Source organism: Paenibacillus antri, from assembly GCF_005765165.1.
In the GTDB taxonomy this organism is placed as follows: Bacteria; Bacillota; Bacilli; order Paenibacillales; family YIM-B00363; genus Paenibacillus_AE; species Paenibacillus_AE antri.
Window position 1 is genome coordinate 71,967 of record NZ_VCIW01000002.1, and the last position, 22,731, is coordinate 94,697.

At 60.5% G+C, this 22,731-nt stretch carries 26 protein-coding genes; 16 read left to right on the forward strand and 10 right to left on the reverse strand.

All coding sequences use genetic code 11. The features are described from left to right. Positions 1-38 precede the first annotated feature (38 nt). On the reverse strand, positions 39-1,274 hold the full coding sequence (gene spoVV, locus FE782_RS03450) for a dipicolinic acid transporter SpoVV (RefSeq protein WP_202914472.1): 1,236 nt from the start codon (positions 1,272-1,274) through the stop codon (positions 39-41). 287 nt (positions 1,275-1,561) lie between these two features. Here spoVV and FE782_RS03455 point away from each other — a divergent pair, with 287 nt between their 5' ends. Then, the gene (locus FE782_RS03455; protein ID WP_138192547.1) at positions 1,562-2,275 is read left to right on the forward strand and encodes a DUF2225 domain-containing protein; all 714 of its coding nucleotides are present in this window, start codon (positions 1,562-1,564) and stop codon (positions 2,273-2,275) included. Here the strand turns inward: FE782_RS03455 and FE782_RS03460 are convergent, their stop codons facing one another. Further along, on the reverse strand, positions 2,276-2,470 hold the full coding sequence (locus FE782_RS03460; RefSeq protein WP_138192549.1) for a YycC family protein: 195 nt from the start codon (positions 2,468-2,470) through the stop codon (positions 2,276-2,278). 98 nt (positions 2,471-2,568) lie between these two features. Here FE782_RS03460 and FE782_RS03465 point away from each other — a divergent pair, with 98 nt between their 5' ends. Together FE782_RS03465 and FE782_RS03470 are read left to right on the forward strand one after the other, a co-directional pair. Beyond that, positions 2,569-4,359: a M3 family oligoendopeptidase gene (locus FE782_RS03465; protein WP_138192551.1), complete on the forward strand. Its 1,791-nt coding sequence runs from the start codon at positions 2,569-2,571 to the stop codon at positions 4,357-4,359. A gap of 37 nt (positions 4,360-4,396) precedes the next feature. After that, entirely contained in the window at positions 4,397-4,615 is a 219-nt protein-coding gene (locus FE782_RS03470; RefSeq protein ID WP_138192552.1) for a hypothetical protein, read from the forward strand. 104 nt (positions 4,616-4,719) lie between these two features. On the opposite strand, the gene FE782_RS03475 is transcribed toward FE782_RS03470, so the two are convergent. Beyond that, on the reverse strand, positions 4,720-4,947 hold the full coding sequence (locus tag FE782_RS03475) for an alpha/beta-type small acid-soluble spore protein (RefSeq protein WP_138192554.1): 228 nt from the start codon (positions 4,945-4,947) through the stop codon (positions 4,720-4,722). A gap of 102 nt (positions 4,948-5,049) precedes the next feature. On the opposite strand from FE782_RS03475, the gene FE782_RS03480 reads away from it, so the two are divergent. Next, entirely contained in the window at positions 5,050-5,541 is a 492-nt protein-coding gene (locus tag FE782_RS03480) for a hypothetical protein (RefSeq protein WP_138192556.1), read from the forward strand. Positions 5,542-5,897: 356 nt separating this feature from the next. Continuing rightward, entirely contained in the window at positions 5,898-6,887 is a 990-nt protein-coding gene (trpS, locus tag FE782_RS03485; protein WP_138192558.1) for a tryptophan--tRNA ligase, read from the forward strand. A 28-nt stretch (positions 6,888-6,915) separates the two neighbouring features. Here the strand turns inward: trpS and FE782_RS32200 are convergent, their stop codons facing one another. The 4 genes from FE782_RS32200 to FE782_RS03500 all read right to left on the reverse strand — a co-directional run bounded on the left by FE782_RS32200 (position 6,916) and on the right by FE782_RS03500 (position 9,116). Continuing rightward, positions 6,916-7,086: a DUF5325 family protein gene (locus tag FE782_RS32200; protein ID WP_158299238.1), complete on the reverse strand. Its 171-nt coding sequence runs from the start codon at positions 7,084-7,086 to the stop codon at positions 6,916-6,918. 10 nt (positions 7,087-7,096) lie between these two features. Then, the gene (locus FE782_RS03490) at positions 7,097-8,104 is read right to left on the reverse strand and encodes a metal-dependent hydrolase (protein WP_138192560.1); all 1,008 of its coding nucleotides are present in this window, start codon (positions 8,102-8,104) and stop codon (positions 7,097-7,099) included. Between the two features lie 98 nt (positions 8,105-8,202). Then, positions 8,203-8,649, reverse strand: a complete 447-nt coding sequence (gene gerQ, locus FE782_RS03495) for a spore coat protein GerQ (RefSeq protein ID WP_238392333.1) — start codon at positions 8,647-8,649, stop codon at positions 8,203-8,205. Between the two features lie 35 nt (positions 8,650-8,684). Beyond that, complete coding sequence (locus FE782_RS03500) at positions 8,685-9,116, reverse strand: cell wall hydrolase (protein WP_138192562.1); 432 nt, start codon at positions 9,114-9,116, stop codon at positions 8,685-8,687. A 203-nt stretch (positions 9,117-9,319) separates the two neighbouring features. On the opposite strand from FE782_RS03500, the gene cyoE reads away from it, so the two are divergent. Next, positions 9,320-10,255, forward strand: coding sequence for a heme o synthase (gene cyoE / locus FE782_RS03505; RefSeq protein WP_138192564.1), 936 nt, complete (start codon positions 9,320-9,322; stop codon positions 10,253-10,255). 18 nt (positions 10,256-10,273) lie between these two features. Beyond that, positions 10,274-10,885 (forward strand): SCO family protein, encoded by a 612-nt coding sequence (locus FE782_RS03510; RefSeq protein ID WP_138192567.1) that lies wholly within the window; start codon positions 10,274-10,276, stop codon positions 10,883-10,885. Positions 10,886-10,903: 18 nt separating this feature from the next. Here the strand turns inward: FE782_RS03510 and FE782_RS03515 are convergent, their stop codons facing one another. Then, complete coding sequence (locus FE782_RS03515; protein ID WP_138192569.1) at positions 10,904-11,254, reverse strand: DNA primase; 351 nt, start codon at positions 11,252-11,254, stop codon at positions 10,904-10,906. A gap of 90 nt (positions 11,255-11,344) precedes the next feature. Next, a complete protein-coding gene (locus FE782_RS03520) occupies positions 11,345-12,505 on the reverse strand; it encodes an MFS transporter (protein WP_138192571.1) in 1,161 nt (386 codons plus the stop codon). Between the two features lie 153 nt (positions 12,506-12,658). Here FE782_RS03520 and FE782_RS03525 point away from each other — a divergent pair, with 153 nt between their 5' ends. From FE782_RS03525 to FE782_RS03550, 6 genes are all read left to right on the forward strand, one after another. Beyond that, the gene (locus tag FE782_RS03525; protein ID WP_138192573.1) at positions 12,659-13,081 is read left to right on the forward strand and encodes a hypothetical protein; all 423 of its coding nucleotides are present in this window, start codon (positions 12,659-12,661) and stop codon (positions 13,079-13,081) included. 43 nt (positions 13,082-13,124) lie between these two features. Then, the gene (locus FE782_RS03530) at positions 13,125-15,257 is read left to right on the forward strand and encodes a peptidoglycan D,D-transpeptidase FtsI family protein (protein ID WP_138192575.1); all 2,133 of its coding nucleotides are present in this window, start codon (positions 13,125-13,127) and stop codon (positions 15,255-15,257) included. A 244-nt stretch (positions 15,258-15,501) separates the two neighbouring features. Then, positions 15,502-16,473 carry a metal ABC transporter solute-binding protein, Zn/Mn family gene (locus tag FE782_RS03535; protein WP_238392334.1) on the forward strand — a complete coding sequence of 324 codons (972 nt, stop codon included), beginning with the start codon at positions 15,502-15,504 and terminating at the stop codon, positions 16,471-16,473. Between the two features lie 13 nt (positions 16,474-16,486). Next, positions 16,487-17,266 (forward strand): metal ABC transporter ATP-binding protein, encoded by a 780-nt coding sequence (locus FE782_RS03540; RefSeq protein WP_138192577.1) that lies wholly within the window; start codon positions 16,487-16,489, stop codon positions 17,264-17,266. A gap of 7 nt (positions 17,267-17,273) precedes the next feature. Next, positions 17,274-18,209 carry a metal ABC transporter permease gene (locus FE782_RS03545; protein WP_138192579.1) on the forward strand — a complete coding sequence of 312 codons (936 nt, stop codon included), beginning with the start codon at positions 17,274-17,276 and terminating at the stop codon, positions 18,207-18,209. After that, positions 18,206-19,090 carry a metal ABC transporter permease gene (locus tag FE782_RS03550; protein WP_238392335.1) on the forward strand — a complete coding sequence of 295 codons (885 nt, stop codon included), beginning with the start codon at positions 18,206-18,208 and terminating at the stop codon, positions 19,088-19,090. The genes FE782_RS03545 and FE782_RS03550 overlap by 4 nt, the downstream gene beginning before the upstream one ends. A 79-nt stretch (positions 19,091-19,169) precedes the next feature. Here the strand turns inward: FE782_RS03550 and FE782_RS03555 are convergent, their stop codons facing one another. Next, positions 19,170-20,507, reverse strand: coding sequence for a sensor histidine kinase (locus FE782_RS03555; RefSeq protein ID WP_158299239.1), 1,338 nt, complete (start codon positions 20,505-20,507; stop codon positions 19,170-19,172). A 160-nt stretch (positions 20,508-20,667) separates the two neighbouring features. On the opposite strand from FE782_RS03555, the gene FE782_RS03560 reads away from it, so the two are divergent. From FE782_RS03560 to FE782_RS03570, 3 genes are read left to right on the forward strand one after another with little or no spacing between them, the layout of a single operon-like run. Beyond that, positions 20,668-21,405 (forward strand): Cof-type HAD-IIB family hydrolase, encoded by a 738-nt coding sequence (locus FE782_RS03560; protein ID WP_138192583.1) that lies wholly within the window; start codon positions 20,668-20,670, stop codon positions 21,403-21,405. 21 nt (positions 21,406-21,426) lie between these two features. Next, positions 21,427-21,906, forward strand: coding sequence for a DUF456 domain-containing protein (locus FE782_RS03565; protein ID WP_138192585.1), 480 nt, complete (start codon positions 21,427-21,429; stop codon positions 21,904-21,906). Between the two features lie 41 nt (positions 21,907-21,947). Then, positions 21,948-22,676 carry a ThuA domain-containing protein gene (locus FE782_RS03570; protein ID WP_238392336.1) on the forward strand — a complete coding sequence of 243 codons (729 nt, stop codon included), beginning with the start codon at positions 21,948-21,950 and terminating at the stop codon, positions 22,674-22,676. Positions 22,677-22,731 lie beyond the last annotated feature (55 nt).

Below are 22,731 nucleotides of genomic sequence, written 5' to 3' on the forward strand. Positions count from 1 at the left end.
TCTCTTCCCCTCCATCATAATGGATGCGGCGAAGGAACTCAACGAGGGCGGACGAGCGGGCGCAGCAGCCGGTAGAGGACGTAGACGGCCGGCACCGCGGCGAGCGAGACCAAGAAGGCGAGTCCGGCGAACGGCGCATACGCGGCGGCGGCGCTCCACCCGGACGGGGACGCGGCCGGGATCCAAGCGGCCGCCGATTCCCGGAACGGCGCGAACAACGGCCAGGCGAAGTACGCGATCGCGCCGGAGAACAGGCCTTGAAGGGCTTTCGCGGCCGCATACTTGCCGTATCGGACGGGCATATGCGACACGATGCTCATGATTTGGGCGTGCACGGACAAGCCAGCCCACGAGAGGCCGAACGAAGCGATCGCCACCTGCGCCTGCAAGGAGATGCCGGTCGCCGCGCCCGCCGTCTTCGCGCCGAGCGTCACCTCGAACAGGCCGTTCACGACGGCTTCGGCGAGCGGCGCGGGAATGGCGAACAGGCCGAGCGCGAACGCGACGACCCCTTGCATAACGGTCACGACGCGGGCGAGCGTAAGCACCTCGATTACGACGGAGAAAAAGACGACGAGTCCCCCCACCACGACGATCAAGCGAAGCCCCGAGCGGATGCCGTCCAGCAGCAGCTCGCCGAACGGACGCCCGTCGCTGAGACGGGCGTCGTGCATCGCGTCGAAGGCGCGCAGCAGCAGCGGCCGCTTCCGCCCGTCGTCCGCCGCGGCGGACGCCTCGCCCGACGGTTCGCCGCGGCTTTGCAGCCGCAGCAGCAAGCCGAGCAGCACGGCGCCGCCGTAATGCGCCGCGGCGAGCAGCGGCGCGAGCGTCGCGTCGTGGAAGAAGCCGACCGCGACGGCGCCGATCAGGAAGATCGGGTCCGCCGTCGTCGTGAAGGCGACGAGACGCTCGCTCTCGCCGCGGTTGACGAGCCGGGCGTCCCAGAGTTGACTGGTCAGACGCGCGCCGACGGGGTAACCGGAGGCGAAGCCCATGGCCATGACGAAGCCGCCCGGTCCCGGCAGACGGAAGAGCGGGCGCATCATCGGGTCGAGCAGCTTGCCGAAGAAGTGCACGATGCCGAAGCCGAGCATGAGTTCGGAGACGACGAAGAACGGAAACAGCGACGGAAACAACACGTCCCACCAGATGGCGACGCCCGTCAGACCCGCCTCGACGCTCTCCCGCGGGAAAGCCAGCACGAGGGCGAGGACGGCGACGGACATCGCGGCCGGCGGAACGATGGAACGCAGTCGGATCGTATCGGAGCGCATGGGAACGGCTCACCTCCGTACCTCAATATATGCGGACGACCCTGCCGCGATGACGCGTCCCGTCGGCGGGAAATCCCCAAATATTCGGTGATTTTTCGGCTGCTGCGTGGTATAATGTACCTACTGATCGCCATCGATGGGAGTGGTTCGTGTGACCGGAGTCGTGGCAGGTTGTCTGGCTTGTCTCTTTATATGGGTCATTCGTGAGGCGCTGAAAGAACCATCCGAGGAAGAATACAAGTATTAGCGGCACAGTAGAAAGCTGATGAACGGAGGCGACGAACCGTATGGAGCCCTTATACCGGAAAGCCGTCGTATGCTTGCATTGCCGGCGAGAATTCCAGACGTCGCGCGTCCGGCCTAGCTTTAAGAAAGCAGTAAAGACCGATACCGATTTCTGCACTTATTATAAAGAAGGTCACGAGAATCCCGAGTTTTACGTCGTATGCGTCTGCCCGACCTGCGGCTTCGCTTCGACGGACAGCTTCGGGCCGTCGATGAACGAGCGGCAGCGCGCCGCGTTCGGCGAGAAGGTGACGGCGACGTGGTCGGTGAAGGACTACGGCGGCAAGCGGACGCTGACGGACGCGATGTTCGTCTATAAGCTGGCGCTGCTCAGCGCGCAGGTCGTCGGCGAGCGGCCGCGCGTCGTGGCGGGCATTCTGCATCACATCGCCTGGTTGTACCGATACCAAGGCGACGAAGACGGGGAGCAGCGGTTTCTCCGGTACGCGCTGGAGCAATACGTGAAGGTGTACGAGAGCGAAGGGGCCGAGATGAACGGCGCGAGACTGATGTACTTGATCGGCGAGCTTCACCGGCGCCTCAAGGAGTATCCGGACGCGGTGAAGTGGTTTTCGAGAGTGATCAACGATAAGCGGATCATGGACGCGGGAATGATTCGGGCATGCCGGGAAGGATGGGCGACCGTCCGGGACGATATGCTGGCCGCGAAGATGGAGTTGCCGGAAGAGATGCGTCAGAGCGCAGGGAAGAGGTAGTTACTCTCCCTTGCGCTCTTCTTTCTTTTCCGAGGCTGCCGAATCTTCCGAGTCTTCCGCCGCCTCGGACTTGGCCAGCTCGGCGAGCTTCGCGAGCAGTATGTGCTGCGGCATATGCATAAGATGCTCCAACGGAACGTTCAGCTTGGCCGCCAGCTTGACGGCGGTATCGGGCGAAATTTGCAGCGGACGCATGAATACCAATCCTTTCCCAATCATGATATAGTTAGCTTTAGTTTACGTATTGACCAGTGTAATATCAAATGAATTCCGTGCGAAGGAGCATATGTCATATGTCGAATGCGAACCGGCTTCCCGATACGTGGGACTTGGACGTCATCTTTCCGGGAGGAAGCGACTCTCCGGAGTTCGCCGAATTTCTCAGAGCGCTGGAACAGGATATCGACGGCTTCGGCGAGCGGGTGCGTCTTGCGGCGGATGCGAAGCCGCCGGGCGCCGAGGCGTTGGAGTCGCTTACGGGCGAGCTCGAATCGCTGCAGGCCCGCTTGATCGAAGCCGAAGCGTTCGCGAGCTGCCTCGCGTCGGCCAACCAGAAGGACAAGAAAGCCGTCGCGCTCGGCTCGGCGATCCGGTCGCTCGCGGCCGCGTTCGAATCGCGGCTGACGCGGTTCGATCTCGTGCTCACGGCGACGCCGCAGGATGCTTGGGACGAGTGGATGCGGCGTCCGACGCTCGCGCCCGTCGCGTTCCCGCTCACCGAACGAAGGGCGCAAGCGCTCGAGAAGATGAGTCCGGAGCTCGAGACGCTGCTGAACGATCTCGCCGTCGACGGCTATCACGGCTGGTCCGAGCTGTACGACACGACGGTCAGCCTGCTGGAAGTGCCGTTCCAGGAAGAGAACGGAGACACGACGATGCTCTCCGCCGGCCAGGCGCAGAACAAGCTGTACCATCCGTCGAAGGAAGTGCGAGACCGGACGTTCGTAGCCTGGGAGAACGCTTGGGAGAAGCATGCCGACTATTGCGCGCAGGCGCTGAATCATCTCGGCGGCTTCCGCCTGCAGACCTATAAGCATCGCGGATGGGACTCCGTCCACAAGGAGCCCTTGGATTTGAACCGGATGTCCCCCGAGACGCTCGGCAGCATGTGGAGCGCGATCGAACGCAACCGTTCGTTCCTGCTCGACTATTTCGCCAAGAAGGCGGAGCTGCTCGGCATCGACAAGCTCGGATGGACGGATCTCGACGCGCCGATCGGCAAGGCGGGCGAGAAGATCGGCTTCGACGACGGCGCGGCGCTCATCGTCGACCAGTTCCGCCGATTCGGGCCGAAGCTGGCCGACTTCGCGGCCATGACGTTCCGGGATCGCTGGATCGAGGCGGAGGATCGCCCCGGCAAGCGGCCGGGAGGCTTCTGCACGTCGTTCCCGCTGAAGAAGCAGTCCCGCATCTTCATGACGTACGAAGGCTCGATGACGAACGTCTCGACGCTGGCGCACGAGCTCGGGCACGGGTTCCACACGCACGTCATGTACGATCAGCCGCAGCTGACCCAGAACTACGCCATGGGCGTCGCGGAGACGGCGTCGACGTTCGCGGAGATGATCGTTTCCGACGCGACGATTCGGAACGCGAGCGACCGCGAGACGAAGCTCGCGCTCCTGGACGACAAAATCCAGCGCTCGGTCGCGTTCCTGATGAACATTCACGCAAGGTTTCTGTTCGAGACGAACTTCTACGAGGAGCGCAAGCGCGGCACCGTCGGCGCCGAGCGCCTGAACGCGCTTATGGTCGACGCGCAGAAACAAGCGTTCCACGATTCGCTAGCCTCGTATCACCCGCATTTCTGGGCGTCCAAGTTACACTTTTACATTACGGAAGTTCCGTTTTATAATTTTCCGTATACGTTCGGTTATTTGTTCAGCACGGGCATCTACGCGACGGCTTCGGGAGAGGGCGCGAACTTCGAGGATCGGTACGTCGCGCTGCTTCAGGATACCGGACGCATGAGCGTCGAATCGCTCGCGAAGAAACATCTGAACGTCGACTTGACGAAGCCGGACTTCTGGGAACGTTCGGTGGCGTTAATGAAGAAGGACGTCGAGGATTTCTTGGCGCTGTAGAGGGCCGGCGGCGACATCATCGGAGGTGGAAAGACGAGTGGATCTGCAAAACTGCGGACGCTGCGGAACGTTGTATGTACGGCAAAAGTCGCAATTTTGCGCGGAGTGTACCAAATGGTTCGCGGATACGTACGGGGAAATCAGAGACTACTTGCGGACTCATCCGAATCGCACGTTATGGGACGTGCACGTCGACTTGAACATTCCGTTGTCGGTCGTGCAGCAAGTGATCAAGTTTACGGAAGAACAAGGATAAAGGGCTTCGCCGTCCTCTACGGACGGCGCCGTTTACCTGAATCGTCAAGAAAAAAAGTGACTATGTCTCCATAGTCACTTTCTTTCGTAAGTACTTCCGCCGGATTAGCGGCGGGATTGGCTTTGACCGGCCAAGGACTGCTCGGCGATTTGCACGAGGCGGCGAGTAATGTGACCCCCGATCGCACCGGTGTCGCGGGTCGCCATGAAACCGTAGTAGCCGTCTTGCGGAATCGAGATGCCGAGTTCCTGAGCGACTTCAAACTTCAGTTGTTCCAACGCTTGGTTCGCTTGAGGCACTACCAACGTATTGGATTTAGAACCTGTACCCATGAGTGATCACCTCCCTCTTGGAAGGTAGTATGAGCCAAACCAAACATTATACGCATGCGAAAAACTGGTAATTTTTGCACGGCGACGCAAGGGGGACAACGCGTGTTCGACATTCGATACGAAGGCTTGACGCATAACGAAGAGCTGCAGATCGTCCAGGCGGACGTGCGCGTCGTCGCCGAAGGGGAGACGCTCGTCGAGGAGCCGCTCTGCATCGACGTCGGCTTGCCGGCGCTGCTCGCGAGCGCGTTCGAGGAGACGCGGCCGGACCGGTTCGCGGACGCGGCGGTCGCTTGGGAGCGGATGCCGTTCTTCGTCTGCGGCTGCGGCGACCCGGACTGCCGGGCGATGCCGTTCGCCGTCCGCCACGAAGCCGGCGAGGTCGTCTGGACGGAGCTCGATCAGTCGCCGTCGGGCGCCCGCGTGCTGGGAGAGTACCGCATCCCGCTGACGGATTATCGACGCGCGCTCCGACGCCTCGGCGAAGCGTTCCTCGCGTTCGCGGAGCCGCTCGACTACCGGCCGCTGCAGCCGGACACCGTGAAGCTCATACGGGCGTGGACGGAGCGGCTGCGCCGAGCGGACGGCGAATGACGCGGGGGTCTTGTGCGGCGGGCGCCTTTCCGCTATAATGTGGAAAATCGAAACGCAAATTTACGAATCGATGACGGGAACAAGTACCATGGCGGGGGTTCAAGCGCAGAGAGCCGGCGGATTGCTGAGAAGCCGGACTTGAACGGCGATGGGAATGGGTCCCCGAGAACGGAACCGAACCGCGCGTAACGGCGCGCTAGGGGAAGCGGACGGCTCCCGATATCGAGCTCGCAAGGCCGAAGGCGCAAGCGAAGCTTGCCGTTTCGGCGAAGAAGGGTGGCACCACGGCTCACGTCCCTTGCGGACGGGGCCTTTTTTGCGTTCATTTTCGGAAAAATCAAGGAGGGTGTCGAAGGATGAAAAAGAAACGGGTGCTCTCGGGCATACAGCCCAGCGGGCTCATGACGATCGGCAATTATATCGGAGCGATTCGGCAGTTCGTCGACATGCAGCACGAGTACGACAGCTACTTCATGGTCGTCGATATGCATGCGATCACGGTGCCGCAGGATCCGGAGAAGCTGCGGGAACAGACGGAGTCGCTCGCGGCGGTGTATCTCGCCTGCGGCATCGATCCGGAGAAAGCGACGCTGTTCCTGCAGTCGCAGGTGCCGGCGCACGCGATGCTCGGCTGGATGATGACGACGCTGACGTATATGGGCGAGCTCGAGCGGATGACGCAGTTCAAGGATAAATCGGCCGGCAAGGAATCGATCGGCACGGGTTTGTTCGTCTACCCGTCGCTCATGGCGGCGGACATCTTGTTGTACGATTCGGACCTGGTCCCGGTCGGCGACGATCAGACGCAGCATCTCGAGCTGACGCGCGATCTGGCGAATCGATTCAACGGGCGGTTCGGCGATACGTTCGTCGTGCCGGAAGGCCATTACACCGAGGTCGGCGCGCGCATCATGTCGCTGCTCGACGGCACGAAGAAGATGAGCAAGAGCGATCCGAATCCCGGCGCCTTCATCTCGCTGCTCGACGAGCCGGACGTCATCCGTAAGAAATTCAGCCGGGCGACGACCGATTCCGGCCGCGAGATCGTATTCGACCGCGCGAACAAGCCGGAGGTCAGCAACTTGTTGGAAATTTACTCCGTCTTCTCGGGCAAGACGATCAAGGAGCTCGAGAAGCAATACGAGGGGCAAGGCTACGGAGCGTTCAAGAAGGAGTTGGCGGAGGCGGTCGTAGAGGTGCTGGAGCCGATCCAGACCCGATACCGCGACATTCGCGCTTCAGGGGAATTGCAAACGATGCTGAAGCGCGGCGCGGAGAAGGCGTCCGCAGTCGCCGACGCGACGCTGCGCCGGGCGATGGAACGCATGGGCTTCGTACTCCCGTAACGAGGAGAAGGTCGACGGCGGCGGCGGATCACTTCCGCTGCAGCCGTCGCTTCAGCGCCATGCCGGCTCCGGTGACGGCGAAGCTCGCGAGCAGGAAGAAGATCGCCCAGCCGGTGCGGAAATAGCTGAGCGACGCCCCGGCCGCGATGAGGCAGACGAGGCTGAGGGACGCGAACAACAGAGAAAGCGGCTTGCTCATAGAAAATCACCTACCTGGTGCCGACGAGCATCGGTTTTGACGGAGCGTCCTGCAGCTTGCGCTCGAGCTTCTCCTCGCTGATCCAGCCGACGTAGCTGAAGACGGGCTCCTTGTTAGCATTGTACTTTACGACGGCAAGGAATGGATACTGTTTTCGATGCTGGTACCTGGCGTCCAGCCAACGGACGATCGTTTCGCTGCCGCGGCGCTCCTCATGGGGGCAGGGGTGAGAGCTGAACGACAGGAACGAGGCGACGGCGGGATGGCGTTTGGACTTCTCGATGAGCGGCGACGACTCGCACACATACTCGTCGGTCCACTTCAGCCGGCCGCTCCTCCATACGCCGATCGTATAGTTGCCTTCCCGATTTTTCCGGACGACGTTCCACACGCTCCAATTCACCGTCGGGATGGCCGTATACTCGTCGCCCTCGCGTCCCGTCGGATCGCGCTTCGGCAGCGTCCGCTCCGTAAGGATGTGGACGACCGTTCGCCAGACGTAATACAACAACAGGACCCCGTACAGCGTCGGGAACAAGACGACGGCCGGAACGGCGTCCAGCGCCCACAGCGCCAACGCCAGAAGATGGGCCCCGAACAGGAACGGATCGAAGATGTGAATAATGTTCCAGGCGACCCAATGCCGGGTGATCGGACGGAACGCCTGCGTGCCGTAGGTGTTGAACATGTCCGTCGCGACGTGCAGCAATACCGCCGCGAACACCCAAGCGGCCAGGGTCAGGTACGGGACGGCCGGAATCGCGAGCCAGACGGCCGTACTAATGAGCGCGGTCCAGAAAAACCAAGCCGGTATCGAGTGCGACATGCCGCGATGATGGCGCACGTACAGCTCGTTCCCGCGGAAGCGGATCAATGTGTCGAAGTCCGGCGCCTGCGAGCCCGCCACGGTGCCGATCATGACCGCCGCGGTCGTCCACGCGTCGACGGATACGTTCGGATCGATCTGGGCGAGGCCGGCGAGCCCGAAGCCGAACGCGAAGTGGGTTGCGGTATCCATTCGATGTCTCCCTCCTTGTGTCTCTGGTTCGAGCATACACGTTCCCGACCCATAGCTTCAACCAAAAGGAGCCTTCCCATGCGGGAGGCTCCTTCTCGTTAACGACCTATACCGGACGTAAACCCCGGATACTCGTAGTTCAATTCGCCCTCGAAGGTGACGTAGTCGAGGTTGATCATCAACAGCAGGTAACGCATGCCGGTCGCCGGGTCGCTGATGATGATATGGTCGCGGCCCGCGGCTTCGAGCCGGCCTTTGAAAATTTTCGCGTTCCATTGACTGTTGTTTTCGAACGTCATGTAGACGGTGGCCATCTTGCCGAGGTTGAGGCGAAGGATGTTTTCGATATACGATTCTTCGAAAACGGGCTGCGCCGCAGGCGGCGTCGCCATCCCGCCGGTAGGAATCATCGCTCCGCTCGGCATCGGGGGCGTCGTCTGCGGAGCAGCGCCTTGATACGTCGTCGGGTATGCGGGAGCGCCTTGGTACGAGAACGGAGCGGTGCCCTGCGGGGCGACCGGGAATTGTTGACGGTTCATCATCATACGGGTTAACACTTTCCTCTCATAAGTAAATGAACTTAAAACGTGCCGAACACGCGCGGGCAATCTTCGCCTGTCGGGACGAAGAAGCAATGCGCTTTGAAGCGTCCGCTGTTCGCTTGGTCGTACCATTGAGCGGGGCAATCGCCCGACGGTCGGAAAAACCATAGCGCGTTCGAGGCGGGATGCGTGCGCTCGCCGTTGACGGCGCGCCGGGCGAGGCGGATATCCCGATCCCGCGCGGCTTGATAGAAGTAGCCTTTGATCGTCGCTTCGAATCCGCCCGGACGCTGGTATACCATGTCCTGGAGGTTTCGAATGTTCTTGAAGTCGAGACAGTCGGCCCGCACGCGATTCACGCCGACGTTGCCGACCATCAGCATGCCGAGCTCGCCTTCGCCCTCGGCTTCGGCTCGCATCAGTCTCGCAAGCAGCTTCACATGCTCGCTGTTCGCCTTAATGACAGCCATCTTGGATTTGTTCTCACATCCTTCGTGTCGGGTCGTTAGGCAACGGAAACTTTACCGTATAATGTATTAGGCGTTCGCCTCGGGCGTGCGTGTCTACGCAAAAACCGACAAATTGTTGAACGGCCCGCGCGAATCGTTGCGAAAGAGATGCGGCTCCGGTATCATAAGGTATGATTTTATTCACTTAAGGAGGACGGCCAGACGTGGATCAACCGATAATGAACGAAGCCTCGGCCACTCGCGCGGATGAGACGGCGACGCCGACGACACGCGCCTCCTGGAGAGACTACTATAACTTGGCGAAACCGCGCATGATCATGACCAATCTCATTACCGCGTTCGGCGGCTTCTGGGTCGCGTCGAAGTGGAGCATCGATTGGTTCGATCTGGCGTTCATGCTCATAGGCTCGGGGTTGATCATGGGTTCGGGCTGCGTGTTCAACAACGTGCTCGACCGCGAACACGACCAGAAGATGGAGCGAACGAAGAAGCGCGCCATCCCGACGGGCAAGATTCCGCTGAGCGGAGCGATCGTTTACGGAACCGCGCTCGGCATCGCGGGGCTCGCGGCGCTGTATTTCCTCGTGAACCCGCTGACGGCGCTGCTCGGCATCGTCGGCCATATCGCCTACGTGATCATCTACACGTATTGGCTGAAGCCGACGTCGACGTGGAGCACTTCCGTAGGCGGCATCTCCGGGGCGGTTCCGCCGGTCATCGGCTACTGCGCCGTGACGAACGCGGTCGATCTCGGCGCGATCTTGCTGTTCGGCTTGATGTTCTTCTGGCAGCCGCCGCACTTCTGGGCGCTCGGCATTCGCAAGCGCGACGAATACCAGAAGGCAGGGTATAAGGTGCTGCCGGTCGTGAAGGGCGTGCTGCGAACGAAGTGGCAGATGGTGCCTTACTTGATCGCGCTCTATCCGACGACGGTGCTGCTGTATACGCTGGATTACGTCGGGATCGTGTTCCTGATCGGCGGCTTGGCGCTGCTTACGATCTGGACATGGCAGTGTCTCAAGGGGTTCGCCGCGAAAGACGACAACAAGTGGTCGATGGGCGCTTTCAAGTATTCGCTTTACTATCTGGTGTTCGTGTTTCTGCTGATGGTCGCGGACACGCCGCATCTGCCGGCATAACGAGGAGGAACGGTTTACGTGGGGGTTTGGCGCAAGCATTGGTATAAGGCGACGATGGTCGCCGTCTCGGTCGTGCTGCTAGCGGCGATCGGGTACGTGTATTTGGGCGGGGAGAAAGAGCCTCCGTTCCCGGTGCAGGGGCCGGCGTCGCCGTTCACCCTGAACGATACGACGGGGCAGCCGGTTACGATGGAGACGACGACCGGACAAGTCAAGCTGCTGTATTTCTTCTTCGGGAATTGCCCGGACGTCTGCCCGCCGACGAGCCATATGCTGTCGCGGGTGCAGGATCGATTGGTCGAGGAAGGCGTGTTCGGCTCGAAAGCGCAAATCTTCCAAGTGACGATCGACCCGGAACGGGATACGGTCGAGAACTTGACGAAATACGCCTCGAACATGAACGCGGATCCGAACGGATGGAAGTTCCTTCGCGGGGAAGTCGAGGAGACGAAGTCGATCGCCGAGGATTACGGCATCTTCTACGAGCAGGATAAGGAATCCGGATTTTACATTCATTCGAACACCGTCATTATGATCGATCAGGACAACCAGATCCGCAAGCGGTATAACGCGGACGATCTGGACGACGAGTTGATCGCCAAGGACATCATGAAGCTCATTAACAGTTGATTCGATTGACCCTTAACGTCAAGTAAGAAGGTCGGGCTCGGGATACACGATGTATTCCTCGAGCCCGGCCTTTTCCAATTGTCGGATCAGATGCTCGTCAGGCGTTCCTTCCACCCCGGCGTACCCTGACTTCGTGTAGAGCTGCTCCGCGTCGGGGAACAGGTCTCGCAGCATGCCGCGAATACGCTTGCCGGAAGCGTCGTGATCCGTATAAATATATACCATCCGATCGCCGACCTTCTTGACGAGCTCCTGCAGCTTCTTCGATCCAGGCGTTCCGTAGGTACATAGGATCGGCACGTCGGGGGACAAGAGACGGGCGAGGCGGCTGCGGTCGTTCTTTCCTTCTACGATGATCACGAAATCCATGGTTCCCTCCCGGCGCATTCGACATCGTTCCAAGTCATGTACCATAAATTTATTGTATACATTCCCCGGGAAATGTCGAATGATACGCGATCACGTCTTCGCCGAAGCGGGGTTCGCCCGCTTGAACGGCGGAGGCAGCAGGGCGAGAGCGGTCATTAATACGACGAAGGCGACGTAATACGGCGAGAGACGGTCGCGCACTTGTCCGGCGACGATCGGACCGAAAAACGCGCCGAGCGAGAAGGCGATCGATAGGACGGAGAAGACGCGGCCGTATTTGCTCGGGTCGGTCACGGACGCGAGCAGGGCCGCGATCGCCGGGAAGATGACGCCCTTCGCCATCCCGATCAGGAGAAGCGAGACGGGGAGCGGCACCGGCCACCGCATCGCGAGACCGAAGAAGACGAAGGCGAGCGCCAACGCGCCGAACATCGTACGGTACAGCGGCGGCACGCGGTTGAAGAACACCATCGCGAGCGTGATGAGCGCGCCGACGCTGACGATCGAGAACAGCACGCCGGTCTCGACGACCGACGCGGCGGACTCGGATAAAAGCGGCAGCTCGAAGAAGAGAATGCCCTGCGAGCACGATAACGCCAGCGGCACGCCGTAGAACAGCCAAGGCAAGTTTCGGGCGCGTTCCGCGGGTCGGGAGACGTTGACGGCTTCTTCGACCTTCGGAGCGATGTCCTTCGACAACGCCGCCGGCGCTTCCTTCACGCCGAACGCCGCCAAGATCCCCGTTACGATGAGCCCCCAACCGAGCGCGACGAAGGCGGCCGTGAAGCCGACCTTCGCCACGAGCAGGGCGCCGGCGGCGGGGGAGACGACGGAGGCGAGCGTATGGACGAGGCCGTTGCCGGACATGAGCTTGCTCTGGTGGACACGATCTCTTGCCAGCTTCGCAAGAAGAGCGAGGCACGCCGGCGACAGGAACGCCAGCACGAAGCCGCTGACGGACCGAACGGCGAGCAGCTGCCACGGGTCGGCGACATGGCCCTGGGCGATCAGGAGCGCTCCGGCGCCGATTAAGCTAAGGACGATGAACGGCTTGCTGCCGAACCGGTCGACGCTGTAGCCGGCCAGCAGGTTGCCCGGGAGATGCGTAAGCGAGTAGATGCCCATGATGAACCCGATGAACGACGGAGCGGCGCCGAGCGAAATCGCGTACGGCGTCAGCATCGGGAATTGCGCATGCAGGTCGAAGAATGCGATGAAGATGAACAAGTACAGCCACATGACGGTCTTCACGGTTTCTTCCCTCCGTTGCGTCCGCTTGCCGGACGGTTTGTCTTTTTCCTACATGTATGGAATGCCGGGGCGCTCTAGACCAAAATGATGTATAATGTAACATACAATAATAACGAGGATGTCCGATGGGGACGAAAAGCGGGAGGAAGCGGAATGCCGGAGCAATGGTTGTCGTTCGTTCAAGAAAAATGGTGGGTCATTCTGGCGGCGGTCGTGGCGCTCTTGATCGTCGTAAGCGTCGTGAAGACGGTGTTGAAGTGGGTGCTCGTGTTGGCGATCGTCGCCGGGGTGCTCGTCTACGGCGCGAATTATAAAGAAGAGCTCACCGCGATGAGCGGCCAGATGCTCGAGGAAGCGAAGGTTCAGGCGTTCCAGGCGCTCGTGTCGGGCGCGTTCGACGCGCAGTACGAATCGAACGCCGACGGCACGTACGCCGTGTATACGGAGTCGGTCCGCGTGGAAGGCGCGGAAGGCTCGAACGAAGTAATCGTCTACTGGAAGGGCGTGAAGATCGGCACGTTCGAGATCGACGCGACGATCGAGGCGTTCCTGAACGAGGCGAAGCAGAAGCAATAATCGCGGCGTCCGCGTCCGCAGGTTTCGAGGAAAGGAGATTCGCATGAATCGGTTTACTACGCTCGACGACGATCCGCAGAAGAACGAGATCGCCAAGCGGCGTCATTTTACGTTTCGGATCAACGTGTTTTTCTTCGCCGTCTTCTTGTTGTTTTCCGTACTTATCGTAAGACTCGCGTTCATCCAATTCGTCGAAGGCAAGACGCTGTCCGCGCAGGAGTCGGAACGGACGACGCGGACCGTGCTCATCCCGCCGATCCGCGGCAATATTTACGACCGCAACGGTTATCCGATCGCGTATTCGACCTCGACGCAATCGGTGTATTACCGCATGGAGCCGGGGAAGAAGCTCGAAGACCATCAGGCGCTCGCGCTGGCGCTGACCGACTTGTTCCGGCGGTACGGCGATTACCCGGACGGGCCGCCGAAGGTCGAGGACGTGTTCGAAGCGATGGACGTCGGGTACGATTGGTCCGGCGAGCGGAAGACGATGTTCAATACGATGTTCGAGCCGAGACGGGTGAAGTCCGGTCTGACGAAAGAGGAAATCGCCTACCTGATGGCGCATCCCGAGCAATTCCCCGGCATCGAGGTGACCGAGGAGAGCGTGCGACATTACGATTCGAACACGATCGCTTCGCAGCTGATCGGATATTTGAAGCCCTTCTCCAGCTCGAACAATCAGAAGGCGCAATATCTCGACTACTACAAAGACCCGGAGAACACCAAGGATTACTTGCGCATGGAACAGGTCGGCTTCGACGGGTTAGAGTTTCTATATCAGGAGACGCTGCGCGGCAAGAGCGGCGCCCGCAATTACCCGGTCAACAGTCTCGATCAGATCGTCGGGCCCGTAACGACGATCCCGCCGACGAAGGGGAATTTCCTGTATTTGACGTTGGACAAAGACGTGCAGCTGATCGCGGAGCAATCGATCCTGGATCAGCTCGAGCATATGCAGAAATCGACCGAGAAGTACCCGTCCATGGGCAAGAACGCGCTCGCCGGGTATGCGGTGGCGATGGAGGTCGACACCGGCAACGTGGTGGCGATGGCGTCGATGCCGGACTACGACTCCAACGTATGGTCGGGGTCGACGATGCCGCTGTCGGTATATCAAGCGATCGAACCGTTCTATCAGAACGGGACGATCAAGACGGTGTATCCGGATGTGCCGGAAGGGAAAAACCGGGCCCGCTACCCGTCGTCGATCGTGCCGCTCGGCTCGACGCTGAAGCCGCTCACCGTGTTGATCGGGTTGAACGAGGGGTTCTATTCGTCGACGGATCGGTATACCGACACGGGGCGCTTTTACTACGGGAGGAACGATTCGGCGTCGATCGGAAACTCGGAGGGCCACTCGTACGGCAAGATCACGCCGTCGGAAGCGATTCGCGTGTCTTCGAATACGTTCATGGCGGCGATGGTCGGCGAGAAGCTGTACGAGAAATACGGCGGGGAGAACGGCGGACCCATCGACGTATGGGACGACTATATGAAGAAGTTCGGGCTCGGCGTCCCGACCGGCAGCGGCCTGCCGATGGAAACCGCGGGCGTGCTCGACTACAACAGCAAGGACACGCGCGGCAGCGTACAGAACGCCATGGTCATGGCGTCGTTCGGTCAGCAGGGCCGGTATACGACGTTGCAGCTGGCGCAGTATACGGCCATGCTGGCGAACCGAGGCAAGCGGATGAAGCCGAATTTCGTCGACAAGATCACCGACTTCGAAGGCCAGATCGTCGAGACGATCGAACCGGTCGTCTTGAACGAGGAGACGTTCGATTCGAAGCATTGGGACGTCGTGCATAACGGCATGAAGTCGGTTACGAAGAGCAATTCGTTGTCGCAATGGTTCGGGCGTCTCCCGTTCGAGGTGTCGTCGAAGACGGGTACGTCGCAGCAGGATACCGCGGCGGGCAAGATCGAGAATTCGGTATTCATCGCGTTCGCGCCCGCGGACGATCCGAAGCTCGCGGTCGCGGTCGTCGTGCCGTGGGGCGGCTACGGCGCATGGGGCGCCGCGCCGATCGCGGCGAAAATCTTCGAGGCGTACCACGAATACGTCGGCTTCGACGGCAAGCCGGCGGGTCCGATGTCTACGCCGCCGGCCGATGCGGAGACGCCGCCGGCGGACGATTCGACCGAGCGGGACGTAACGCCGCCGACGGAGTAACCGGAACCGTATAGGGAACAGCAAGCGAGCGAACCGCTCTCGGCCAATCGGCCGAGGGCGGTTTTTTTTTTGCGCGGCGCGATCGGCGGGCGGACGGACATCGCAAATTAAATGTTGCACATGTGCAACACATTTGTGTATTATAAATAAAAAGTAATAAGTACAACACTTATAGACATATAAAACAATTAGGGATGCAAACAACATAAGTGGTACGACCCACAAACGATGAGGAGTGGAAACAATGAGAAGCAAGCGGAGAGAAGCGGGGACGAACATGTTACGGGCAGCGATGACGGGAGCGATCGCCGCCGCGATCGCCGTCGCGTTGGCGGGATGCGGAGCGGCCCCATCGAATTCCGGCGAAGGGGAAGGGCCGGTTCGGGTGACGACGACGATCGGGCAAATTACCGACATCGTTACGAATATCGGCGGCGAGCGCGTCGAAGTGGCCGGCATCATGCCGTCCGGCGTCGACCCTCACCTGTATAAGGCGACGCAAGGGGACATCGCGAAGTTCGAGGATGCGGATATCGTTTTCTATAACGGTCTGCACTTGGAAGGGAAGATGACGGAAGTGTTCGAGGAGATGGCCGAACACAAGCCTACGATCGCGGTCGGCGAATCCATCGATCCGGCGTCGCTCATCGAAGTCGCGAACGCGGACGGGACGCAGGTGTACGATCCGCATATTTGGTTCGACGTGAAGCTCTGGATGCAGGCGGCGGAGACGGTCCAGCGCGAGTTGGCGAAGCTCGATCCGGACAACGCCGGGACGTACGAGGCGAATGCGAAAGCGTATCTGGCCGAGCTGGAGGCGCTGGACGCGTACGCAAGGGAGCGGATCGCGACGATCCCTGAAGGGCAGCGCGTGTTGGTGACGGCGCACGACGCGTTCGGGTACTTCGGCAAAGCGTACGACATCGAGGTTCGCGGCTTGCAAGGCATCAGCACCGCTTCGGAAGCCGGCAGCAAGGACGTGACGGATCTCCGGGACTTCCTGGTGGAACGGAAAATCAAAGCCGTCTTCGTGGAAACGAGCGTATCGAACCGATCCATTACGGCCGTCATCGAAGGCGCGAAGAAGCTCGGACACGACTTGAAGGAAGGCGGGACGTTGTACTCCGACGCCATGGGCGAGGAAGGCACGCCGGAGGGGACGTACGTCGGCATGGTTCGCCATAACGTCGATACGATCGTTAACGCGCTACAATAAGGAGGAAAGCGGCATGAGCGCAAGGACAAACGCACAAGTTCCGTTAGAAGTGAAAGATCTCACGATCGCTTATCAGAAAAAGCCGGTCGTCGAGAACGTCTCGTTTTCGATCCCGGAAGGGAAGCTGATCGGCATCGTGGGGCCGAACGGCGCAGGCAAGTCGACGCTGATTAAATCGATCCTCGGGCTTCATCCGAGCGCGGCCGGCGAAGTGCGCATTTACGGCAAGCCGTACAAGGAGCAGCGCAAGCTCGTCGGCTACGTGCCGCAGCGCGAATCGGTCGATTGGGATTTCCCGACGAACGCCCTCGACGTCGTGACGATGGGGACGTACGGCCGGCTCGGGTGGTTCCAGCGCCCGGGCGCCAGCGAACGGGCGGCGGCGATGGACGCGCTCGCGAAGGTCGGGATGGCCGGGTTCGCCGATCGGCAAATCAGTCAATTGTCCGGCGGACAGCAGCAGCGGATCTTCCTCGCTCGGGCGCTCGCGCAGGACGCGAAGCTGTATTTCATGGATGAACCGTTCGTAGGGGTCGATGCGGCGACGGAGAAGGCGATCGTCGCGCTGTTGACGGCGTTGAAGCAGGAAGGCAAGACGGTGCTGGTCGTCCACCACGATCTGTCGACGGTGGCGGAGTATTTCGATTGGGTCATGCTGCTGAACAAGACGCTGATCGACATCGGTCCGACGGAGGACGTGTTCACGGCGGAAAAGCTGCAGCATACGTACGGAGGCAAACTGGCGATCTTGGGCGGGGATCGTTCCTCGCCGTTCTTGGTCGGAACGAGGTGAGCGGGCGATGAACGTTCTTGAACTGGCGATGGATCCGAACATCCGCTGGATTTTACTCGCGACGATGCTGCTCGGCGTCAGCAGCGGCGTGCTCGGCAGCTTCGCGTACTTACGCAAGCAAAGCCTGATGGGCGACGCGCTGTCCCATGCGGCGCTGCCGGGCGTCTGCATCGCGTTCATGCTGACCGGGATCAAGTCGCTTTGGTTTTTCATGATCGGCGCGGCGATCGCGGGGGCGATCGCGACGTTCGGCATCGGCTTCATCACTAGGCACAGCCGCATCAAGCAGGATGCCGCGCTCGCGATCGTCCTCTCCGCGTTCTTCGGCCTCGGCATTATGCTCTTGACGAGAATTCAACAATCGGGCAGCGGCAGTCAAGCGGGGCTCGATAAGTTCCTGTTCGGGCAGGCGGCCGCGATGATTCAATCCGACGTGTATACGATGACGGCGCTCGCCCTGGTGTTGATCGCGGCCTGCGCCTTGTTCTTCAAGCACTTCAAGCTGATCAGCTTCGACGCGGGCTTCGCGCGAATGATCGGGTATCCGACGGCCGCGTTGGAGCAATTCCTTATGCTGCTGCTCGTCGTAGCGGTCGTCGTCGGCATCCAGGCGGTGGGCGTCGTCTTGATGGCGGCGATGCTCATTACGCCGGCGGTGGCGGCGCGCTATTGGACCGACCGCCTCGGCGTCATGGTCGTGCTCGCCGGCGTCTTCGGCGCCGCGAGCGGCGTGCTGGGCACGCTCGTCAGCACGGTCGCGAACCAGCTGCCGACGGGACCGCTCGCCGTGCTTGCGGCGACGGCGATCTTCGTCCTGTCGGTGCTGTTCGCGCCGCGGCGCGGGCTCGTCGCGAAGCGGCTGCAGCGAGCGCGGGTAAGGCGCGACGTCCGGCGGGATCAAGCGAGCCGCGTCGGAGCGCCGGAGAAAGGGGTGTCCGTATGAGCTCGAACGAAATGGTCATCCTCGCCACGGGCATTCTCGTCGCCGTCTCGTGCGCGATCGTCGGGTCGTTCCTTATGCTGCGCAAGATGGCGATGATCGGCGACGCGATCTCGCACGCGGTGCTGCCGGGCATCGTCGTCGCCTTCCTGATGAGCGGTTCGCGAGATTCGCTCTGGATGCTTCTGGCCGCTACGGCCGTCGGATTGCTGGCGGTGTTCCTCATTCAATGGTTCCACCGGCAAGGCGTCCAATCCGACGCGTCGATCGGCGTCATCTTCACCGCGATGTTTTCGATCGGCGTCGTGTTGGTCAGCTTGTACGCCGATCAAGTGGACCTCGACCTCGATTGCGTCTTGTTCGGCGAAATCAATTACGTGCCTTGGACGAAGCTGGAGCTGTTCGGCGTCGATATCGGCCCGAAGTCGCTCTGGGCGCTCGGCCTCGCGCTGCTCCTGATCGTCGGCTGCATCGGAGCGTTCTACAAGCAATTCAAGCTGTGCGCCTTCGATCCGTTCATGGCGGCGGCGGTCGGCATTCCGGCGGCGCTGTTCCATTACGCGCTGATGGGCCTCGTCAGCGTGACGACGGTCGCCTCCTTCGAGAGCGTCGGCGCGATTCTCGTGCTCGGCATGATCGTCATCCCGCCGGCCAGCGCGTACCTGATGACGGAGAAGCTGTCGACGATGATTTTCTATGCGATTCTGTACGGCGTCGCCAGCGTCCTGCTCGGCTATTCCGTGGCCGCGTGGCTCGAGTCGTCCATCACCGGCACGATGGTGGCCGTCGCCGGCGTATTGTTCGTCTTGACGCTGCTGCTGTCGCCGACTCACGGACTGCTTTGGAAAACGAGACGCACGAAGCGGGCGACCGGCGCCGCGTAACTTGCCGCAAACCGAACAGGGCTGCTTCGGAAAGTCGATCGCGACTTTCGAAGCAGCCCTGTTTATGCGGAAATCGCGATTACGGCGCGATCGTGTGCAGTCGCAGCGGAAGTTTGACGCGGAACGACAGCACATGATCCGCTTCGGTTTCAACGTCGAGCTGTCCGCGGTAATGGCCGACCCGCTCTTTCACGATCGACAGGCCGAGGCCGGAATGTACGCCCTTCTTCTTCGTCGTGAAGCCGCTGCGGAACATGTTCGCCTTCTGCTCTTCGGTGACGGAGTAGGCCGGATTCGAGACGGATAAATAGAAGTGGTGTTCGTCCGTCCAACCGGAGATCTCGACCCAACGGTCCTCCGGAGCTCGGTTCAGCACCTCCTCCAACGCGTTGTCGAGCAGATTGCCGGCGATCTTCACGAAGTCGACGGAGGCGACGCCGTCGCCGATTCGATCCATCCCTTCGAACGAATAACGAAAATCGATCTTCCGATCGAGCGCGTACACCATCTTCGACTTGATAAGCGCGGCGAGCGCCGGGTGGCCGATCTGGATGAGATCGTTGATTTCGACGATCTCGCCGACGAGCTCGGACACGTATCGATCGAGCTCGTCGAACTTTTTCCGCCGAACGAAAGCCTGGATGACCTGAACATGGTTCAAGAAGTCGTGACGCTGCCCGCGGATGGTCGTAAACAAATTGTCGATCTCATCGACGTACGTCTCCTGGGTGTTCAGGATTTCCCGGTTTTTCACGGCGATGATCGAGCGGATCGTCACGATCAGAATGACTACGCTGACGAGCGACGTCGCTACAAGCGTATATGAGGCAGCGAACGGATGACTGTCCATCACGTAATAAAACACGACCGACGAAATGAAGATGTTTCCGGAGAACAAGAGGACGAGGGAAAATAACAATCGATTCTGCTTCTGATGGAAGAAGAGGCGGATCGCTTTCCCCGGCGATAATCGAGATCTGCGCAGCAGCGCCGCGACGAGCGCGACGAACGCATTGCCTAAAATCAAGTACGGAACGACGGCGCGAGGATCGTCCGCAAGCTCGGACTGCCGCGCGAGACCGAGCGTGATGGCCGCGAACGCCGTCGTAATCTCCAATCCGATATATAGGATCGCGAGGGTGAAGGCCATGATCGCTCGATCCCGCCATGGGATCTCTCGAAACATGTACATTAAGAGCGCTGTAATCAGGACCTGACTGATCGGGCGGACGGTTTCCGGCAGCAACAGAACGATCATAAAGAGAATCGCGCTCGCCGCGGCGAACTGCGCGATGCGAAGCCGAGGGCGCTCCACTCGGATGTCCCAGAAGATCAATGTAAAAAAGAGGCCTGCGGCAGACTGCGGAATCGTAGAAAAAATACCGATCTCAAGACTCATTAAAATCTTGTCCAGCATATCGAAACACCCACATGAAATATGTCGTAATATGTCGAAAATGACACCTATCATTACTTTACCTTTTTTTATTCCGATTGCCTACCTTTTTTTTGGCATTCGACTCGTCTTCGGCTACAATGGAACGGAATCGACTGACCGCGCAAGGGAGCGAGAAAGCATGGGGAAATCTTACAAGCTGTTGGCGCTCGACATGGACGGGACGCTGTTGAACGAGAAGAGCGAAATCAGCGGGGAAAACGAACGGTGGATTCGCGAGGCGATCGCCGAAGGGATCGTCGTCTGCTTCGCCACGGGACGGGGATACCCGAGCGCGCTGCCGTATGCGGAGCAGCTCGGTCTCGCGTCGCCGATGGTGCTCGTGAACGGGGGAGAAGTGTGGGCTTCGCCGAAGGAGCTTCGCTCCCGGCATACGATGCCGGCGTCCGAAGTGGCCGCGCTTCGGGACATCGCGCTGCGATACGACACTTGGTACTGGGGGTACAGCGTAGAGCGGGTGTATAACCGAAACGATTGGATCGACGATCCGTATCGTACGGAGTGGTTGAAGTTCGGATATTATACGGAAGACGCGTCGGCGCTCGCGTCCGTCGCGGAAGCGATTCGAGGCGTCGGAACGTTCGAGACGACGAACTCGCATCCGAGCAACATCGAGCTGAATCCGCTCGGCGTGTCGAAGGCCTCGGGCCTTCGACAAGTGTGCGAGATGCTCGGCATCGGCATGCACGAGATCGTCGCCTGCGGGGACAGCTTGAACGACGTCGCGATGATCCGCGAGGCGGGCCTCGGCGTGGCGATGGGGAACGCGCAGGACGCGGTGAAGAAGATCGCCGACGAAGTGACGCTGACGAACAACGAAGACGGCGTCGCGCACGTCATCCGAACCTTCATGCTGTAACCTGGAAAGGGGAAGGCGAAGATGGACATACTGGGATGGTCGTTAGTCGTCGTTTTGTTCCTCGTCGGCATGGCGGGGGCGGTGTACCCGGTGCTGCCGGGCGCGCTCGCGATTTACGGGGCGTTCTTCGTGTACGGCTTCTTCTTCGGCTGGTCGGAGTTCGGGTTTTGGTTCTGGACGATCCAGACGATCGTCGTCATCGTCATTACGGTGGCGGACTATGCCGTCGGCGCGCTCGGGGTGAAGAAGTTCGGCGGAGGGCGGGCCTCCGTCTGGGGCAGCACGATCGGCCTGATCGTCGGACCGTTCGTCATTCCGGCGTTCGGCCTTCTGATCGGTCCGTTCCTCGGCGCGGTGCTCGGGGAGCTGCTCGTCGGGACGAAGCCGCTGCCCGCGATGAAGGCGGGGGTCGGCGCGCTGGTCGGCTTGTTCACGAGCACCGTCGCGAAGTTCGTCCTTCAGGCGGCCATGATTGTTGTGTTTGTCGTGTGGATCATTTAATCTAGTATCAAGTAAATTTCTGGGCAAAGGTGGCTTTCTTCGTGAGCATTCGAGTAACGGTATGGAACGAGAACAGACACGAGTTCAAGAACGAAAAAGTGAGAAGCATCTATCCGAACGGCATCCACGGCGCGATCGCCGAAGGCATCGCGGAGAACGGCTTGGAGATCCGCACGGCGTGGCTGGACCAGCCGGAGCACGGCTTGACCGAAGCGGTATTGGCCGATACGGACGTCTTGATCTGGTGGGGCCATATGGCGCACGGGGAAGTACAGGACGACATCGTCGACCGCGTACATAAGCGCGTATTGGAAGGCATGGGACTGATCGTGCTGCACTCCGGCCATTTCTCGAAAATTTTCAAGAAGCTGATGGGAACGACTTGCGATTTGAAGTGGCGCGAAGCGGCCGACAAGGAACGGATTTGGGTCGTCGATCCGTCGCACCCGATCGCGGAAGGACTCGGCGCCTACATCGAGCTGCCGGCGGAAGAGATGTACGGCGAGCACTTCGACATTCCGGCGCCGGACGAACTCGTCTTCGTCTCGTGGTTCACGGGCGGCGAAGTGTTCCGCAGCGGCTGCACGTACCGGCGCGGTCAAGGCAAAGTGTTTTACTTCCGCCCGGGACACGAGACGTACCCGACGTATCATAACGAAGAAGTGCTGCGCGTCATCCGCAACGGCGTTCGCTGGGCGGCGCCCGTCCACGGCGCGAAGCCGGTGTACGGCAACGCGAAGCCGCTCGAGCCGGTAGGTCCGAAGGAATAACGAGAAATCCATTCAACATGCAAGGCGAAACGGGCGGCCCTGTGGGGCCGTCGTT

Bases quoted from the DNA above. Each gene is read 5' to 3' on its own strand.
- FE782_RS03525 (WP_138192573.1), top strand. From the start codon at position 12,659: ATGCCGGAGCAATGGTTGTCGTTCGTTCAAGAAAAATGGTGGGTCATT.
- FE782_RS03550 (WP_238392335.1), top strand. From the start codon at position 18,206: ATGAGCTCGAACGAAATGGTCATCCTCGCCACGGGCATTCTCGTCGCC.
- FE782_RS03565 (WP_138192585.1), top strand. From the start codon at position 21,427: ATGGACATACTGGGATGGTCGTTAGTCGTCGTTTTGTTCCTCGTCGGC.
- FE782_RS03535 (WP_238392334.1), top strand. From the start codon at position 15,502: ATGAGAAGCAAGCGGAGAGAAGCGGGGACGAACATGTTACGGGCAGCG.
- FE782_RS03530 (WP_138192575.1), top strand. From the start codon at position 13,125: ATGAATCGGTTTACTACGCTCGACGACGATCCGCAGAAGAACGAGATC.
- FE782_RS03490 (WP_138192560.1), bottom strand. From the start codon at position 8,104: ATGGATACCGCAACCCACTTCGCGTTCGGCTTCGGGCTCGCCGGCCTC.
- trpS (WP_138192558.1), top strand. From the start codon at position 5,898: ATGAAAAAGAAACGGGTGCTCTCGGGCATACAGCCCAGCGGGCTCATG.
- FE782_RS03455 (WP_138192547.1), top strand. From the start codon at position 1,562: ATGGAGCCCTTATACCGGAAAGCCGTCGTATGCTTGCATTGCCGGCGA.
- FE782_RS03545 (WP_138192579.1), top strand. From the start codon at position 17,274: ATGAACGTTCTTGAACTGGCGATGGATCCGAACATCCGCTGGATTTTA.
- FE782_RS03560 (WP_138192583.1), top strand. From the start codon at position 20,668: ATGGGGAAATCTTACAAGCTGTTGGCGCTCGACATGGACGGGACGCTG.
- FE782_RS03555 (WP_158299239.1), bottom strand. From the start codon at position 20,507: ATGCTGGACAAGATTTTAATGAGTCTTGAGATCGGTATTTTTTCTACG.
- FE782_RS03475 (WP_138192554.1), bottom strand. From the start codon at position 4,947: ATGGGTACAGGTTCTAAATCCAATACGTTGGTAGTGCCTCAAGCGAAC.
- FE782_RS32200 (WP_158299238.1), bottom strand. From the start codon at position 7,086: ATGAGCAAGCCGCTTTCTCTGTTGTTCGCGTCCCTCAGCCTCGTCTGC.
- gerQ (WP_238392333.1), bottom strand. From the start codon at position 8,649: ATGATGATGAACCGTCAACAATTCCCGGTCGCCCCGCAGGGCACCGCT.
- FE782_RS03465 (WP_138192551.1), top strand. From the start codon at position 2,569: ATGTCGAATGCGAACCGGCTTCCCGATACGTGGGACTTGGACGTCATC.
- spoVV (WP_202914472.1), bottom strand. From the start codon at position 1,274: ATGCGCTCCGATACGATCCGACTGCGTTCCATCGTTCCGCCGGCCGCG.
- FE782_RS03460 (WP_138192549.1), bottom strand. From the start codon at position 2,470: ATGCGTCCGCTGCAAATTTCGCCCGATACCGCCGTCAAGCTGGCGGCC.
- FE782_RS03500 (WP_138192562.1), bottom strand. From the start codon at position 9,116: ATGGCTGTCATTAAGGCGAACAGCGAGCATGTGAAGCTGCTTGCGAGA.
- FE782_RS03540 (WP_138192577.1), top strand. From the start codon at position 16,487: ATGAGCGCAAGGACAAACGCACAAGTTCCGTTAGAAGTGAAAGATCTC.
- FE782_RS03515 (WP_138192569.1), bottom strand. From the start codon at position 11,254: ATGGATTTCGTGATCATCGTAGAAGGAAAGAACGACCGCAGCCGCCTC.